Origin of the sequence: Streptomyces sp. NBC_00287, from assembly GCF_036173105.1 — a bacterium.
In the GTDB taxonomy this organism is placed as follows: Bacteria; Actinomycetota; Actinomycetes; order Streptomycetales; family Streptomycetaceae; genus Streptomyces.
In genome coordinates this window covers 3,818,837-3,834,900 of sequence record NZ_CP108053.1, presented here as the reverse complement: position 1 = coordinate 3,834,900, position 16,064 = coordinate 3,818,837, and the positions used below count along the sequence as shown (strand labels likewise).

Sequence of the window (16,064 nt, the reverse complement as noted above, 5' to 3'; positions counted from 1 at the left end):
TCCTTCGACTAGGGAGGCTGTTCAGGGCACTTGGCGCGGCGCGGTACTGGAGCGGCGCGTCATCCGGGGCGGCAGCAGGGTCGCCTCCGGTACGGCTGTGCCGCCCAGCTTGCGCATCAGCAGCTCCACCGCTCGCTCGCCGACCTCCGCGGTCGGCAGGGCGACGTTGGCGATCGGGACGCGGACGGTGGCGGCGGTCTCGTCGGGGCAGATGGCGGTGACCGACAGGTCGGTGGGGACCCGGAGGCCGAGTTGTTCGAAGGCGTCGACCAGGGGGTCCAGCAGGGGTTCGTTGTGGACGACGACTCCGGTCAGCGCGGGCTGTTCGCGCAGGAGCCGCTCGGCCACCGCGCGGGCGGCGCCCGGCGCGGCCTCGCAGGGGTGCACCGAGGAGGCGAGGCCGCAGCGGTCGGCGGCGGCAGTGAAGCCCTCGACGACGCGCTGGGCGAACGCGGTCCGGCGTACATACACCTCCGGCGGCGACCCGACCAGCGCCACCACCCGGTGCCCGAGCCGCGCCAGATGCTCCACGCACGCCTCACCGGCCGCCTTGAAGTCCAGGTCGATGCAGGTCAGTCCGGTGGAGGAGGCCGGGAACCCGATCATCACGGACGGCCGGTCCAGCGCCCGCAGCAACGGCAGCCGGGGATCGTGCAGTTGGACGTCCATCACGATCAGCGCGTCCACCAACGCCGTGTCCGCGACCCGCCGCAGCCCCTCGTCGCCCTCCTCCTGGGTCAGCAGCAGCACATCGTGGTCGTGGCGCCGTGCCGTCGTCACCACCGCCGACGCGAACTGCATCACCACCGGCACATGGATTCCGGCCCGCAGCGGCACCACCAGCGCCAGTACGTTCGAGCGGCTGCTGGCCAGCGCCCGGGCACCGGCGTGCGGGCGGTAGCCGAGCTCGCGGATGGCCTCCTCCACCCGGCGCCGGGTCTCCTCGGAGATCGGCCGTTTGCCGCTGAGGGCGTAGCTGACGGTGCTGGGGGAGACTCCGGCGCGCCGGGCCACATCGGTGATCTTCACCATCAGGCCTCCAGTTCCAGCGTCAGAAACCCGGTCCCCGCCCGCGCCCGCACCACGCGCTCCCCGGCCGCGAGCCCCCACGGCGCCGAGGGGTCACCGCACGACGCCCGCAGCGTGTCCCCCTCCCGTACGACGGTGAAGGCCACGTCCCCGACCCGCACCGCCACCTGCGCCCCGCGTCGCAGCCGGTACGCGCGCAGCGTGACCCCGTCGGCGTGGTCGTAGTCGGGCCGGTCGTCCACCGCGCCCACCGGAATCACCGCCCCCGGCCTGACCAGCAGCGGCACGCTCAGGAACCCGTGCGTCTCGCGCACCCAGCGCGGCCCGGTGACCGTCTCGCCGGTCACGAAGTGCGTCCAGGTGCCCTCGGGCACGTAGTACGACACGTCGCCGGAGTCGCTGAACACCGGTGCCACCAGCAGATCGGGCCCGAGCATGTACTGCCGCTCCAGATGCGCGCACCCGGGGTCGTCCGGGAACTCCAGCGGCATCGCCCGCATCATCGGCACGCCCTCGGTGTGGGCGGTGCGCGCGGCCTCGTACAGATACGGCATCAAACGCAGCTTCAGCCGGGTGAAGTGCCGCAGCACGTCGACCGATTCCTCGTCGAACAGCCACGGGACCCGGTAGGAGGAGCTGCCGTGCAGCCGGCTGTGCGAGGACAGCAGTCCGAAGGCCAGCCACCGCTTGAACAACTCGGGCGTCGGCGTGCCCTCGAAGCCGCCGATGTCATGGCTCCAGAACCCGAAGCCCGACAGCCCGAGCGACAGTCCGCCCCGCAGCGACTCCGCCATCGACTCGTACGTCGCCTCGCAGTCGCCGCCCCAGTGCACGGGGAACTTCTGACTGCCCGCCGTCGCCGACCGTGCGAAGACGACCGCCTCGCCCTCACCCCGGTGCTTGCGCAGTACGTCGAAGACCGTGCGGTTGTACAGGTACGTGTAGTAGTTGTGCATCCGCTCCGGGTCCGAGCCGTCGGACCACTCCACGTCGAGCGGCACCCGCTCGCCGAAGTCGGTCTTGAAGCAGTCCACGCCCTGCGCGAGCAGCGCCTCCAGCTTCGCGGCGTACCAGGCGCGGGCGGCGGGGGAGGTGAAGTCGACCAGCGCCATGCCCGGCTGCCACAGATCCCACTGCCACACACTCCTGTCGGGCCGCCGCAGCAGATGCCCGAGCGCCTTGCCCTCCGCGAACAGCGGTGAGCGCTGCGCGATGTACGGGTTGATCCACACGCACACCCGCAGCCCCCGCGCCTTCAGCCGGGACAGCATGCCCTCCGGGTCGGGGAAGACCCGCGGATCCCACTGGAAGTCGCACCACTGGAACTCGCGCATCCAGAAACAGTCGAAGTGGAAGACCGACAGCGGCAGCCCGCGCGATGCCATGCCCTCGACGAAGGAGGTGACCGTCTCCTCGTCGTACGACGTCGTGAAGGACGTCGACAGCCACAGCCCGAAAGACCAGGCGGGCGGCAGGGCGGGACGGCCGGTGAGGGCGGTGTACTTGCGCAGGACGTCCTTCGGGGTCGGGCCGTGGATGACGTAGTACGTCAACTCCTGGGTCTCGGCGCTGAACTGGACCCGGGACACCGTCTCCGAGCCGACCTCGAAGGAGACCTTGCCCGGATGGTCGACGAAGACGCCGTAGCCGGCGTCCGTCAGATAGAAGGGGACGTTCTTGTAGGCCTGTTCGGTCGCGGTGCCGCCGTCGGCGTTCCAGACGTCGACGACCTGGCCGTTCTTCACCAGCGGCCCGAACCGTTCGCCCAGGCCGTACACCGAGGTGCCCACCGTGAGGTTGAGCTGCTCGCGCAGGTAGTGCGCGCCGCTCGCGTCCCGCATGATGCCGAGCCCCTTGGGGCCGCTGCGGGTGAGGGTACGGCCGCCCGCGCGGAAGTCGACCTGCCAGGGCCCGGTGCGGCTCACCCGCACGGACAGCTCGCCGGAGATCAGGGTCGCGCACTCCTCGTCGTAGGACACCTGGGGGGTGAAGTCCTCCTGGTGCACCTCGAATTCGGGGCCGCGGGGCGGCTCGCCCTCGAAGTGGGTGAAGGTGACGCCGATGACGCCGGGCATCGGCGCGTGCGCGCGTATCGTCACGACCGGTCCCTTCAGCAGATCGCCGCGGTGGCGGACGGGCCGGGTCGGGGCGTGGATCTCCAGCGTGCCGTCCTCGGCGATGACATCGAGGACCTGCACCGGGTGGTCCGCGGTGACGCCGTCGCGCAACAGCCAGTAGCCGTCGGTGAATTTCACGTGGGGGGTCCTTATTTCACGGCACCCACGGCGATACCGCGGGTGAGGGTCCGCTGGAACAGGAGGAAGAACACGATCGCGGGGAGCACCCCGAGCAGGGCCGCCGCGTTCGTCATCGTGGCGTCCATCAGGCGCTGGCCCTGGAGGACACCGAGGGCCACCGACACCGTCTGGTTGTCGTTGGAGATCAGCATGACCAGGGGGAGCAGGAACTCGTTCCAGGTCCAGATGAAGAAGAACACCAGTAGGACGCCGAGGGTGGGGCGGCTGACCGGGACGACGATGCGCCACAGCACCTGCCACTTGTTCGCGCCGTCGATCCGGGCGGCCTCGATGATCTCGCGGGGGAACTGGCCGAGGACGGACGCCAGCAGATACGTCCCGAACGCCGCCTGGATCACCGTGAAGACGATGATCACGCTCAGCCTGGTGTCGTAGAGCCCGACCTCCTTGCTCAGGTAGTACACCGGGTAGACCAGCGCCTCCTGCGGCAGCATGTTGGCGAGGACGAAGAAGGCCAGCACCCAGGTGCGGCCCTTCACCCGGCCGATGCCGATCGCGTACGCGTTCAGCACCGACAGCACCACCGCGCAGACCGCCACCGCCCCGCTGATCAGCACCGAGTTGATCAGCTTCTGCGTGTAGTCGACGCGCTCCCAGAAGTCCTTCAGGCCGTCCAGGTAGAGGCCCTCGGGGAGGCTGAGGGGCCCGTTCTGGGAGTACTCCGCCGGGGACTTGACCGCGTTCACCGCCACGATCAGAAACGGCACGATCATGAAGAGGGCGGCGACCGTCAGCGCGACGAGGACCGGGTAACGGCGTAGCGCGGTGCTCATGCACCCTCCTCGGCGCGGGTCTGGAGCTTCAGTCCGATCAGGGACAGGGCCAGGATGATCACGGTCAGCACCGTGGAGATCGCGGCGCCGTAGCCGACCTGGGTCTTCTCGAAGAACGTGGTGAAGGAGAAGTAGGAGGGCACGTTCGTCGCCCCGCCCGGGCCGCCCTTCGTCAGCACGTACACCGCGCCGAACACCTTGAGCGCGGCGATCGTGCACCAGGTGAGGACGACATACGTCTCCGGGCGGATCTGCGGCAGCGTGATGTGCCAGAAGCGGCGCCACCAGCCGGCCCCGTCCAGCTCCGCCGCCTCGTACAACTGCGGGTCCACGCGCTGGAGTCCGGCCATGAAGACCACCAGCGGGAAGCCGAGCTGCACCCACACCATCACGCCCATGACGCTGTAGAGCGCGAGGTCCGGGTTGCCGAGCCAGTCCTGCTGCCAGCTCGACAGACCGACGGCGCCGAGGAGTTCGTTGAGCGTGCCGTTGTCGGGGGCGAGGATCCAGCTCCACACGATGCCCGCGACCGCGATCGGCAGCACCTGCGGGAGATAGAAGCAGGCGCGCAACACGGCGACCGTCCTGCTGCCGAAGTGCTTGCCGACGTAGTCGAACAGCGCCGCCGCCAGGACAAGACCGAGCGCGGTCGGTACGACGGCCATGGCGACGACCATGAACATGCTGTGCCGGAAGGACTCCCAGAACTCGGAGTCGTCCATCAGCTCCCGGTAGTTGGCGAGCCCGGTCCACTCCAGGTCGCCCACGCCCTGCCAGTCCGTGAAGCTCACGTACGTGTTCATCGCGAACGGCAGCACGACGACCGCGAGGAAGGCGAGCACACCGGGGAGCAGGAAGAGGGCGTAGGAGTCGCGCGGGCGCGGGTGCTTCGGATCCTCGTGCTTCCGGCTCACCCGCGCGCCGCGTTCGACGGTCACCGTCATCGCTTCGGTACGCCCTTGTCGTACGCCTCCTGCAACGCGTCGAGGTAGGCGTCCGGGTCCGCGCTGCCCGTCATCAGCTTCTGCGTCTCGGAGACGAGGACGTCGTAGAAGCCGGTGACCGGCCAGTCCGGGTAGAAGGCGAGGCCGTCGTTGTCGGAGAGCGTGTTGAAGTCGTCGATCAGCTTCTTCGACTGCGGGTCGGTGATGGCGGCGGCGTCGGCCGCGACCGGGACGCCGCCCTTGTTGCCGAGCAGGTTCTGGATCTTCTCCGACATGGTGATGTCGATGAAGTCGTAGGCGAGTTCCTTGTTCTCGGCGCTCTCCGGGACCACCCAGAGGTTTCCGCCCGAACCGAGGGTGAGATCCGAGCCGGGCCACAGGAAGGTGCCCCAGTCGAACTTCGCCTCGTCCTGGAAGCGGCCGAACCACCAGCTGCCGGAGAACAGGATCGGCGCCTTGCCCTGGATGAAGGAGACCCCGGCCTCCTCGGCCTTGGTGCCGGTGGAGTTCTTGGCGATGTACCCCTTGTCCACCCAGTCGGCGAAGGTCTCGGCGGCGTACGTCCAGGCGGCGTCGTGGAAGTCGACCTCGCCGTCGTAGAGCTCGTAGGCGTCGACCCAGGCGCGGTCCGCCTTCGACAGGGCCAGCTGGTAGACGTACTGCTGGGCGAGGTACTCGTTGCCGGCGTTGGCCAGCGGGGTGACGCCCGCGTCGGCGAACTTGCCCATCGCGGAGGTCAGTTCGTCGAATGTCGTCGGCTCGGGGATCTTGTGCTTCGCGAAGAGGTCCTTGTTGAGGTAGACCATCGTGTACTCGGCGTAGTTGGGCACGCCGAACCACTTGCCCGAGCCCATCACACCCTGGGCGTCGTACTGGCTCGTAGTGCGCACCGAGTCGCTGAGCTTCTTGTCCCAGCCGCGCTTCGCCGCCTCTTCGGTGAGGTCGGTCAACAGGCCCTGCTGGGAGAGCTTGCCCGCCGTCGCGTTGCCCTTGTTGTACTCCATCAGGTCGGGGGCGTCGGAGGAGTTCAGGACCATCGGGGCGGTCTTCTGGATCTGTTCGAAGCTCTTCTCCTCGTACTCCACCTTCACACCGGGGTGCGTGGCCTCGAACTCCTTGATCGCCTCGGTCCAGGCCACGCCCATCGCGCTGTTGAGGCCCTCGTAGTGCCAGAGCCGCAGGGTCTTGCCGTCGGAGGATCCGCCGTCGTCAGAGTCGCCGCAGGAGGCCAGAAGCAGTGATCCCGCCAGGACCACGGCCGCGGCCGCCACTCGCCTTCGTACCGTCAACATCCAGTGCCTCCAGGGGAGTCGGATGGGTATCGGGACGTACTGGGCGTCACGCAGGGTTCATCGAATCGATTCGATGCGCGACGTCGAAGCGCTTCGACGGGGGAAGGTAGGTGCGGGCTGTGGGCACGTCAATGGATCGGACGGGATTCGGGGTTGATGTTCAGTGGGTCGAACGCCCGTGGGGCAAGGGCGATGACCAGAGCCACCCCCGCCGCCGCGACCGGCACCCCGAACCCCGCCGTCGCCGACACATGCTCCGCCGCCCAGCCGCCGGCCGCGCTGCCGAGCGCGATACCGCCGAGCAGACCGGTGACGGCCAGGGTCATGCCCTCGTTGAGGCGCCCCTCGGGGGTGCGCTCCTGGACCAGGGTCATACTGGTGATCATCGTCGGTGCGGTCGCCATCCCGGAGATCAGAAGGGCGCCCGCGAGCACCACGAGCGAACCGGTGAGGGACGCGGCGAGCAGCGGCAGCGTCAGGAGTACGGCCATCGCGCCGATGCACCACGGGTAGCGGCGCTCGGCTGAGCCGCCCGGCTTCAGAGCCCCGTACACCAGCCCCGCCGCACAGGAGCCGCCCGCCTGGAGGCCGAGGACCACACCGGCCGCCGTGCCGTGCCCCTGTGTGTCGGCGAACGCGATCGTGACGACCTCCAGGGCACCGAAGACGGCACCCATCGCGAGGCAGACGACGAGCAGTGGGGGCATGCCCGGGGCGCGATAGGGAGGCTCACTGGGGGTCTGCCGGCTCCGGACCGGCGGTTCGGTCGACCGCTGGGCGGTGAACAGCGCCATGCCCGCCGCGAGGAGCAGCACACCGGTGAGGGTGCCCGCCTCCGGGAAGAACGCCCCGCACAGGAAGGCCGCGAGGACCGGGCCGAGCATGAAGCACAGCTCGTCCGCCGCCTGCTCGAAGGAGTTCGCGGTGTGCAGCGCCGCCGGGTCGCCCTTCAGCAGGTGCGCCCAGCGGGCCCGGGACATACCGCCGGTGTTGGGGGTGGTCGCGGTGGCGGCGTACGCGGCGAAGAGGGTCCAGTCGGGGGCGCCCATGCGCGTGCACAGCACCAGCGCGAGGCTGCCGAGGACCGCGAGGAGGGTGGCGGGCGGGGCGATACGGGCCTGTCCGTGGCGGTCGATCAGCCGCGCGGTCCAGGGGGCGACCAGTGCGGTGGCGGCAAGGCCGGTCGCGACCACGGCACCTGCGAGGGCGTACGAGTCCCGCGTCCCGGCGATCATCAGAACCGCGCTCACGCTGAACATGCCCATGGGGAGGCGGGCCATGAGGTTTCCGGCGGTGAAGGCGCGGGTGCCGGGTATGGCGAAGAGGTGGCGGTAGGTCGTCGGTTGCGGCATGGGGCAACCCTCGCCCGAAGTGGATCAAGGGGTCCAACACCTTCTCCGTACCGATTCACGCACCTGCGTTGTAAATTCCCGTCATGCCTGATCTCCGCCTCTTGCGTGCCTTCCTCGCCGTCGCCGAGGAACTGCACTTCACCCGCGCCGCGGCCCGGCTCTACGTCGCCCAGCAGGCGCTCAGTCGTGATGTACGGCGGCTGGAGCGGGAGTTGGGCGCCGAGCTGTTCGTACGGACCACGCGGCAGGTGACGCTGACGGCGGACGGGGAGCGGCTGGTGCCGCACGCGCGGCGGGTGCTGGCGGCGCAGGAGGCGTTGGTGGCAGCGTTCGGGCAGGCCAGGCCCCTGCTGGTCGACCTGAACTCGCCGGGGCTCGGCACCGGGCGGCGGGTGCTGGGGCGGGCCCGCGAACTCGCCCCCGATCATGAGCTGATGGCGCGCTACGAGAGTGGCCTGACCGGAGCCGCGGCCGAACTGCTCGCGGGGCGCCTGGACGTGTCCTTCGGCCGCTTCGCCGGTCTCGACCCGTCCCTGCGAGCGGGCCTCGAACACCAGCCCGTGCGCTACGAGCCGATGGCGGTGATCCTGCCCGAGGACCATCCGCTGGCCTCGCTGGAGGCGGTACCACTCCGCGCGCTGGCGGGCTCGGTCGTCTACGCGGGTGCCGGGAATCCGCGGACCCCGGAGTGGACCGACCTCGCGCACCAGCTCTTCGAGGGACGGGACATCGAGGTCGCCGCGCCCGCGCCGCTCGCCGTCGGTGACGAGGAGTTTGAGCGGGTCATGGCCAAGACGCGGACGCCGGTTCTCGCGGTGGTGGACTTCCCTGCCATGCCCGCCTCGGTGCTGCGGCCCCTGATCGATCCCGTACCCCTGTCACCGGTCTCGCTGGTGTGGCGCAGAGGGCTGGTGCACCCCGGACTCGACGCCCTGCGGCGGGCGGCGGCCGAACTGACGGCTGGGGAAGGGTGGTTGCGCAAGCCCTCGGAGGGATGGGTTCCGGCCATTGACGCGACGCTGATGAATGTACACATTTGAGATACAGGCACCACATCACCCATGAGCGCACTACATTCGTGCCCCCGAGCACGGTGTGACAAAGGGGGCGCTCGGACCTGGTGGGGAACGGGTCCGACGACGGGTGCTCGGAGTCGAACGCGCGCCCGGAACGGTCCCGTGGGGGGATGCAAGTGCGCGACGATGTTTGGCGGGAAGAGACCCAACCCGGGGATGGATCCCGGACACTCCCGGAGCACCTTCATGACCCGGAAGAAGTGACCGTCCAATTGGACGCCGCCGCCGGCGGTCCGGTGTCCGGGAGACCGGTGACCGAGAGTCCGGTGTTCGTGGACGAGTCCGGTCGCCGAAGCCGCAGATACCGCCGTATCGGCATCGTCGCCGGCATGGCCTGCGCGGTCTACGCCGTCGTCATGGTCGCCACCCTGCTCTCCGGCAACTCCGACGCGCCCTGGCTGCCCGTGCCGGGCCAGGGTGAGGACAAGGAGGCGGGCAGGGTCGAGGACTCCCCGCGGCCCGCGGCCTCCGCCGAGCCCACCGGCGCCACCGGCGTGCAGCCCGCCGATGTCCCGCCGCCGGTCGGCAGTACGGCGCCCGCCACGAGCGCGCCCGCCGCCACACCCGGCGCCTCCGCCGACCCCGAGGACCCGGCTCCGTCGGTCGAACCCGAGCCCACGGTGACGGCGACCACCCCGGGCACCGATCCGACGGTGACCCCCGAGGAGTCGCCCGACCCTCCGGCCACCGGCACACCCGCCCCGCCGACCACCGCGGCACCCTCGATCACGCCACCGGACCCACCCGCCGGTGACAGCGGCGGCGGCACGGGCAGCGGCAGCCGTACGGTCCCGGAGCCCGCCCTCTGATGCCGGCCCGTACCACCCGCCGCCCCGGAGCCCACCGTCCGATGCCACCCCGTACCGCCCGCCGCCTCCCCCTGCGCCTCCTGCTCCCCTCGCTCGCCCTCGTGGCCCTGATGGCGATGCTGCTGCTGCGCGGCTATGTGCACAGCGAGATCCTGGCCGACCACCGGGTTCGGCCGCCCGTCGCCGCCGACCGGGTTCCGGAGCGGATCCGGGAGGGCGGGCCGGTCATCGACACCCGCGGCGGCCGTACCGAGAGCCGACGCCTGGAGGACCACCAACTGGTCCTCACCTTCGACGACGGCCCGGACCCGACCTGGACCCCCAAAGTCCTGGACGTGCTCGCGAAGCATGACGCCCACGCGGTGTTCTTCGTCACCGGCACCATGGCCTCCCGCCACCCGCACCTGGTGCGGCGCATGGTCGAGGAGGGCCATGAGATCGGCCTGCACACCTTCAACCACCCCGATCTCTCCCGCCAGTCGAAACAGCGCATCGACTGGGAGCTCTCCCAGAACCAGCTCGCGCTCACCGGCGCGGCCGGCATCCGCACCTCGCTGTTCCGTCCGCCGTACTCCTCCTCCGCGGGCGCCCTGGACAACGAGTCCTGGCCGGTGACCGAGTACATCGGCACCCGCGGCTATCTCACCGTCGTCAACGACACCGACAGCGAGGACTGGCGCAGGCCCGGCGTCGAGCGGATCATCCGCAACTCCACCCCCGAGGGCGGCAGGGGCGCGATCGTCCTGATGCACGACTCCGGCGGCGACCGCGACCAGACCGTGCGGGCCCTGGACCGGCTCCTGCCTCAACTCAAGACCCAGGGCTACGAGTTCGAGACCCTCACCGAGGCCCTCGGCGCGCCCGGCGCGCACACCGAGGTCACCGGCGTCGACCTGTGGAAGGGCAGGGCGTGGATCTGGCTGGTGCGCGCCTCCGACGACATCACGGACGTCCTGGTCGTCGGCCTCGCCGTCGTCGGTGTCCTCGTCATCGGCCGCCTCGCCCTGATGTTCCTGCTGTCCGGCGTCCACGCCCGCAGGGTGCGCCGCCGGGAGTGGGGCCCTGTGGTGACCGAGCCGGTGTCGGTGCTCGTACCGGCGTACAACGAGGCCAAGTGCATTGAGAACACCGTGCGTTCGCTCGTGGCCGGCGAGCACCCGATCGAGATCCTCGTCGTCGACGACGGCTCGACCGACGGCACCGCGCGCATCGTGGAGGCGCTGGGCCTGCCGAACGTACGGGTGATCCGCCAGCTCAACGCGGGCAAGCCCGCCGCCCTCAACCGCGGTCTGGCCAACGCCCGGTACGACATCGTCGTGATGATGGACGGCGACACGGTCTTCGAACCGTCCACGGTCCGGGAGCTGGCCCAGCCCTTCGCCGACCCGCGCGTCGGCGCCGTGGCCGGCAACGCCAAGGTCGGCAACCGGGACTCCCTCATCGGCGCCTGGCAGCACATCGAGTATGTGATGGGCTTCAACCTGGACCGCCGTATGTACGACGTGCTGCGCTGTATGCCGACGATCCCGGGCGCGGTAGGGGCGTTCCGTCGCAGCGCTCTCGAACGCGTCGGCGGCATGAGCGACGACACGCTCGCCGAGGACACCGACATCACCATGGCGCTGCACCGGGACGGCTGGCGGGTCGTCTACGCCGAGAAGGCCCGCGCCTGGACCGAGGCGCCGGAGACGGTCCAGCAGCTGTGGTCGCAGCGCTACCGGTGGTCGTACGGCACCCTGCAGGCGATCTGGAAGCACCGCGGGGCGCTGGTGGAACGGGGCCCGTCGGGCCGGTTCGGCCGGGTGGGGCTGCCGTTGGTGTCGCTGTTCATGGTGGTGGCCCCGCTACTGGCCCCGCTGATCGACGTGTTCCTCGTCTACGGCCTGGTCTTCGGCCCCACCGGCAGGACCGTCGCGGCCTGGCTGGGGGTCCTGACGATCCAGGCGGTCTGTGCGGCGTACGCCTTCCGGCTCGACCGCGAATCCCTGACGCCCCTCATCTCGTTTCCCCTCCAGCAAATTCTCTATCGCCAGCTCATGTATGTCGTTCTGCTCCAGTCCTGGATAACGGCTCTGACCGGAGGGCGACTGCGCTGGCAGAAATTGCGGCGGACGGGGGTGGTTGAGGCGCCGTCGGGGTAATGCGGGAATGCGCGGAATTCGAAGTACGAGAATTTCGGCGCCGTACGAAATATCGGCCGCACCGGGTGTTTCCACGGCGGCGGAGTTGGCGGCGTCGATGGGGGAGAAGCAGGCCTCGGCGACGATCCGGTCCTTGAAGAAGGCGCCACCCCGTCCTGGGCGGCGAGCTCGACAAGCCCGCTCCGATCGACCCGGAGGGTGACCATCGGCAGCGTCTCGTAGGACGTCAGCGTCTGGCCGACACCAGCGGCGCTGGAGAGATCGTCACAGCTCTCGGTGACGACGATGAGCCGCACGGACATCCGCAAGACCCGCATATGTGGAACGAGGGGCTCCGGGCGTGACGGGTCTGGGGCCCGCCTCCCTGCGGAGACGGGCCCCACCCCTTGACCTCATCCGATCGCGATACGCGTCAGCCAGAAGTCGTGGGCGCCGTAGACCTGAACCGGGTTCCCGGTGAGCCCGGTTCTGCCGCCGGCGTAGAAACCCACGGAGCCGTCGGACCGAATGGCCCAGATGTCGGGAATCGAATCCCCGTTGGTGTCCGGGATACCGACAAGCATGGGCACGGCAGTGCGGGTCCAGCCGGACGCGGCGTACTCGTGGTCCGCGCCGCCGGATGAACTGGCGGCAGTGCCCAGCGAGTTGGGGTCGACCCCACCGCTCGACGCCGCGATTCCCTTGCGCAGCAGCAGCCTGCCGGAGACATCGGTACGGAAGACGAGGTCGGCGATGCCGTCACCGGAGACATCCTGGACGGTGACGATGTCCCGGTCCTTCCAGCCCGAGGCGAGCAGGCGGATCGCCTGGTCGACCGTGGCGCCGTGATAGCCGGTGAAGGCCCACAGGTCGTCGTCGGTGCCGTTGTCGACGGTCGCGAGGAAGTCGGTGCGGCCGTCACCGGTGATGTCGCCGGCCGCCACGATCTGGGTGAAGTTCGCGGGACTGGGGGCGTTGTCGGGCAGGAGGATTTCCTGGCGCTTGTCGCTGTTGACCGCGCCGTAGCCGTCCCCGGGATAGACCCACAGCTTGCCGCCGACGCGCACGACGAGGTCCTGGAGTCCGTCACCGCCGGTGATGTCGCCGTTGTGCGTGATGAGGGCGCCCTTGAAGTGGCCGCTCGACGCTGCGACGTAGGGCGGAAGGTCGTCGCCGGCCGGGTCCTTGTTCGGATTGGCCCGGTAGGCACCGGGCATGGAGAAGTCCAGGTCGCCGGTGCCCTTGCCCGACTCGGTGTCCTGCTGGGACGGGTAGAGGGCGAGGTTTCCGGCTTCGGTGACGACCATGAGGTCCGGGAGCTTGTCGCCGGTGAAGTCGCCCGGGGTGTCGGCCTGGTCGCGAGGGGTGACGTAGAAGAGGTACTTCGTCGGCTCCGAGGCGTTGTCGGCGCTGTCGACGGCCCGCACGTACAGCACGTTGGGGCCGGCGCTCGGCGGTTTGGCGTCGTTGATGGTGGCCGTGACCGAGGTGGCGCTTCCGGGCACCCGGCTGACGGAGCCCGTGTAGGAGGGCGAGTTGAAGCTGTAGTCGTAGCGCTTGACGTCCGTGTTGACGGCGCGGAATGTGAAGGAGCCCGGTGAGCCGAACTTCTTGACGCTCCAGGTCGCGTCCTCGGCGCCGCTGCCGAAGCCGTTCTCGCTCGCGTCGGCGTTCGGGTAGTCGGTGGAGGTGACCTTGGGAGGCCTGGGTGCGGTGGTGTCCAGGACGAACCGGCACGGGGCCTTCTTCGGGTAGTAGCCCGAAGAGCTCTCCGCGTCGTCGACGGCCCGGACCCGCCACGAGTACGTGGCGCCGCTCTTGAGCTTGCTGGTGGCGAATCCCGAAGTGATCACCAGTGCTTCGCCGGTGCCGTTTGCCACGGTCTTCTTGCCGGTCGACCCGAGCAGGTCACCCGTGGTCTTCCACTGGCCCAGCTCCCACAGATCGAAGTCGAAGAAGTCGAGGTTCTTGTCCTTGTCCGTGGCCTTGGCGGTGAAGGTGAGATCGCCCGAGCCCATACGGACGTACGGCTTCGTGGTGGTGCACTTGCCGTCCGGACCGAGGTCCAGGGAGTTGGAGACGATGGCGGGCTTGCGGTTGTACTCCAGTCGCAGGGTGGGCCCGAAGTCGCCGTTGGCCTGGAATTTCTTCCAGGCGTACTGGGCGTTCTCGTCACGGGCCCGCATACCGAAGGTGATGGTGTCGTCGCCGTCGTCCGCCGCTTCCTGGGCGCCCTTCCTTACGTCGAACGTCTCGTAGTCGTCCCCGCAGCTGGACTTGTAGCCGTGGGCGAAGCTCTTGGTGGCCAGCTTGTTGCCGTCGTGGAGCTTGGGCGCGTTCTTCCAGTTGGTGTGGGAGGTGATCGGCCCGGTGCGATGCACGCTGACGCTGCGCGGACTGCAGGACCAGGCGTACCGTTCCAGCACGGTCAGCTTGGCCTTGGTGATCTTCGTGCCCTTGAGATCCGGGTCGAAGGTGATGTTGAAGAAGGACCGGGAGGTGCCCCAGGTGTCCGACTCGAAACCGACGCGGGCCTCGTGCGTGCCGCCCGCGTTGAAGTCCATGCCGTTGTAGAAGGTGGCGTTGGGGTGCCGGTTGTAGGCCGTGGTCCAGTCCTGGGTGTGCTTGGTGAACGCCGGGTCGATGAAGACCGGGTACGTGGTCGCCGGATCGGCCAGGAAGTCCTGGTCGGGGGTGAGCGTCCACTGCCCCACACCCAGCTCGGCCTCGACGAGGTCGCCCCGCGAGTCGGGGGAGGGCCCGTTGAGGGAGGCCAGGCCGAGCGTCGAGGCCGCGCCGGTCTGCGAGGGCGCCGGAGTCGGCTCGGGCGGCGCGGAGGGCAGGGGCGAATCCGAACCCGTGGGCTCGGGGCCGTCACTCGCGGTGGGCAGGTCCTCTACGTCGGTGTCGCTCTGCTCGTCCGACTCGACGGGCGGTTCTTCCTCGGTGGGGCTGGGTTCGGTGCTGTCCGTGGGCGAGGGGCTGCCGGTGTCGGGCGCCTCGGGCTCGGTCGGCTGAGCGGTCGCCCCCACGGTGCCGTTGGTGACAGCGGGCGCTCCGCTGTTGTCCCACATCAGCGGAGTCGGTGACACCGCCACCTCGTCGCCGTTGGCGTCCAGCGCGCTGACGATGCCGGAGAGCGGGTCCAGCCGGAACGTCAGCGTGGCCGAGTTGAGGCCGTAGACCAGCTGCTGCACATGCGGATCGGAGGCGGCCGCGCGGTTCTTGAGCACGACCAGTTGGCCGAAGCCGTCGTCGTCGGCCGTGAGTACCAGGTCGCCGCCGGGAAAGATCTCCGGGTACAGCGCGCGGTTGCCGTCGATGACCGGGGTCGGGACGGGGCCGGGCCAGGTGAGCTGGATCGCGTGCGCTCCGCCGCCGACGTACAGCGTGACCAGCGGGGTGCCGGTGTCCGCCGCGGCGGCCTGCTTGACGAGGGGGACGCGCTGCACCGACGTACGAGAGGCGCGTTGGTCCTCTCGGCCGCCGGATCCCTCGGATCCGTTGGAGAACACCATGCGGGTGTTGGTGGCCTTCGGCTCCCAACCATCCTTGGTGCGGCGCAGAGTTGGGTCGATCCGCTTCCACTCACCGCCCACCTTGGCGCGGATCGGGGAGGCGTACAGCTCCTTCACCATGCCGCCGTCGGGGCGCGCCCAGGTCGTGGAGCGGGCTGTGCGGGCAGCGGTCACCTCGACGTTCCTGCCGCTTCGCACCGCCTGAGTCACAGCGGCGGCCTCGGTCAGCGGCTTAGTCGCACGCCGGTCATGGCCGCTGCTGTCCGGCCGGTCATCGCTGTCCAGGCCGACTCCGGCGTAGACGACACCGGTCACGGCGAGCGCGGTGGCGAGCACGGCCGCGACGCCCCGACGGCTGGGCACACGGCGCCAGTTACGCGTCATCGGGCGGATCCCCTTCCCCCTCGTTCCCCCTCGGGCCAGCCGATGATGACTCATGGGGGACCTGTCGTCACCCTGTGGCCAAGTTGTGTGTGAGGCGTGAGAGGTGACGACGCCCTCCCGGCCGGGTGGCCACCGGGGGCGACTTGCCTCATGGCCAATCTCGAAAAGCTTCGCAATCCGGTGTGAATCATGATGCCTGCAGGAGGGATAGATGCCCACGCGTCCTGAATAGCGACAATGGCGCGACCAGGACGGTTGCGAAGCGCTTTCCCGTCATGTGGTGGATTTCCATACGCCACGCCCAGTTACCAGCCGTTACGGGCCATGTCGATCATCACATCCCCTCTTTACCTCTAGCGTTCCGTCACAAGGTGATCACAGAATCTTCATGGTCTGATACGTCATCACGCGTGGTCCGTCGCCGGTCCCGCCTCAAGTGGTCCGGGGGG

At 69.5% G+C, this 16,064-nt stretch carries 10 protein-coding genes; 3 read left to right on the top strand and 7 right to left on the bottom strand.

Translation table 11 applies throughout. The features are described 5' to 3' along the window. Window positions 1–21: 21 nt before the first annotated feature. The 6 genes from OHT76_RS17430 to OHT76_RS17405 all read right to left on the bottom strand — a co-directional run bounded on the left by OHT76_RS17430 (window position 22) and on the right by OHT76_RS17405 (window position 7,708). Complete coding sequence (locus OHT76_RS17430) at window positions 22–1,032, bottom strand: LacI family DNA-binding transcriptional regulator (RefSeq protein ID WP_328871758.1); 1,011 nt, start codon at window positions 1,030–1,032, stop codon at window positions 22–24. After that, window positions 1,032–3,284 (bottom strand): alpha-xylosidase, encoded by a 2,253-nt coding sequence (gene yicI, locus OHT76_RS17425; protein ID WP_328871757.1) that lies wholly within the window; start codon window positions 3,282–3,284, stop codon window positions 1,032–1,034. The genes OHT76_RS17430 and yicI overlap by 1 nt, the downstream gene beginning before the upstream one ends. An 11-nt stretch (window positions 3,285–3,295) precedes the next feature. After that, on the bottom strand, window positions 3,296–4,120 hold the full coding sequence (locus tag OHT76_RS17420) for a carbohydrate ABC transporter permease (RefSeq protein ID WP_328871756.1): 825 nt from the start codon (window positions 4,118–4,120) through the stop codon (window positions 3,296–3,298). Then, complete coding sequence (locus OHT76_RS17415; protein ID WP_328871755.1) at window positions 4,117–5,064, bottom strand: carbohydrate ABC transporter permease; 948 nt, start codon at window positions 5,062–5,064, stop codon at window positions 4,117–4,119. The genes OHT76_RS17420 and OHT76_RS17415 overlap by 4 nt, the downstream gene beginning before the upstream one ends. Continuing rightward, window positions 5,061–6,356 carry an ABC transporter substrate-binding protein gene (locus OHT76_RS17410; RefSeq protein ID WP_328871754.1) on the bottom strand — a complete coding sequence of 432 codons (1,296 nt, stop codon included), beginning with the start codon at window positions 6,354–6,356 and terminating at the stop codon, window positions 5,061–5,063. Before OHT76_RS17410 ends, OHT76_RS17415 begins: the two co-directional genes overlap by 4 nt. Before the next feature lie 128 nt (window positions 6,357–6,484). Beyond that, window positions 6,485–7,708: an MFS transporter gene (locus tag OHT76_RS17405; protein ID WP_328871753.1), complete on the bottom strand. Its 1,224-nt coding sequence runs from the start codon at window positions 7,706–7,708 to the stop codon at window positions 6,485–6,487. Between the two features lie 83 nt (window positions 7,709–7,791). Between OHT76_RS17405 and OHT76_RS17400 the strand changes: the two genes are divergently transcribed. From OHT76_RS17400 to OHT76_RS17390, 3 genes are all read left to right on the top strand, one after another. Next, window positions 7,792–8,748 (top strand): LysR family transcriptional regulator, encoded by a 957-nt coding sequence (locus OHT76_RS17400; protein ID WP_328871752.1) that lies wholly within the window; start codon window positions 7,792–7,794, stop codon window positions 8,746–8,748. A gap of 287 nt (window positions 8,749–9,035) precedes the next feature. Beyond that, complete coding sequence (locus OHT76_RS17395) at window positions 9,036–9,593, top strand: hypothetical protein (RefSeq protein WP_328871751.1); 558 nt, start codon at window positions 9,036–9,038, stop codon at window positions 9,591–9,593. Beyond that, the gene (locus OHT76_RS17390; protein WP_443049799.1) at window positions 9,593–11,734 is read left to right on the top strand and encodes a glycosyltransferase; all 2,142 of its coding nucleotides are present in this window, start codon (window positions 9,593–9,595) and stop codon (window positions 11,732–11,734) included. Before OHT76_RS17395 ends, OHT76_RS17390 begins: the two co-directional genes overlap by 1 nt. A 392-nt stretch (window positions 11,735–12,126) precedes the next feature. On the opposite strand, the gene OHT76_RS17385 is transcribed toward OHT76_RS17390, so the two are convergent. Then, on the bottom strand, window positions 12,127–15,615 hold the full coding sequence (locus OHT76_RS17385; protein WP_328871749.1) for a DNRLRE domain-containing protein: 3,489 nt from the start codon (window positions 15,613–15,615) through the stop codon (window positions 12,127–12,129). Between the last annotated feature and the right edge of the window lie 449 nt (window positions 15,616–16,064).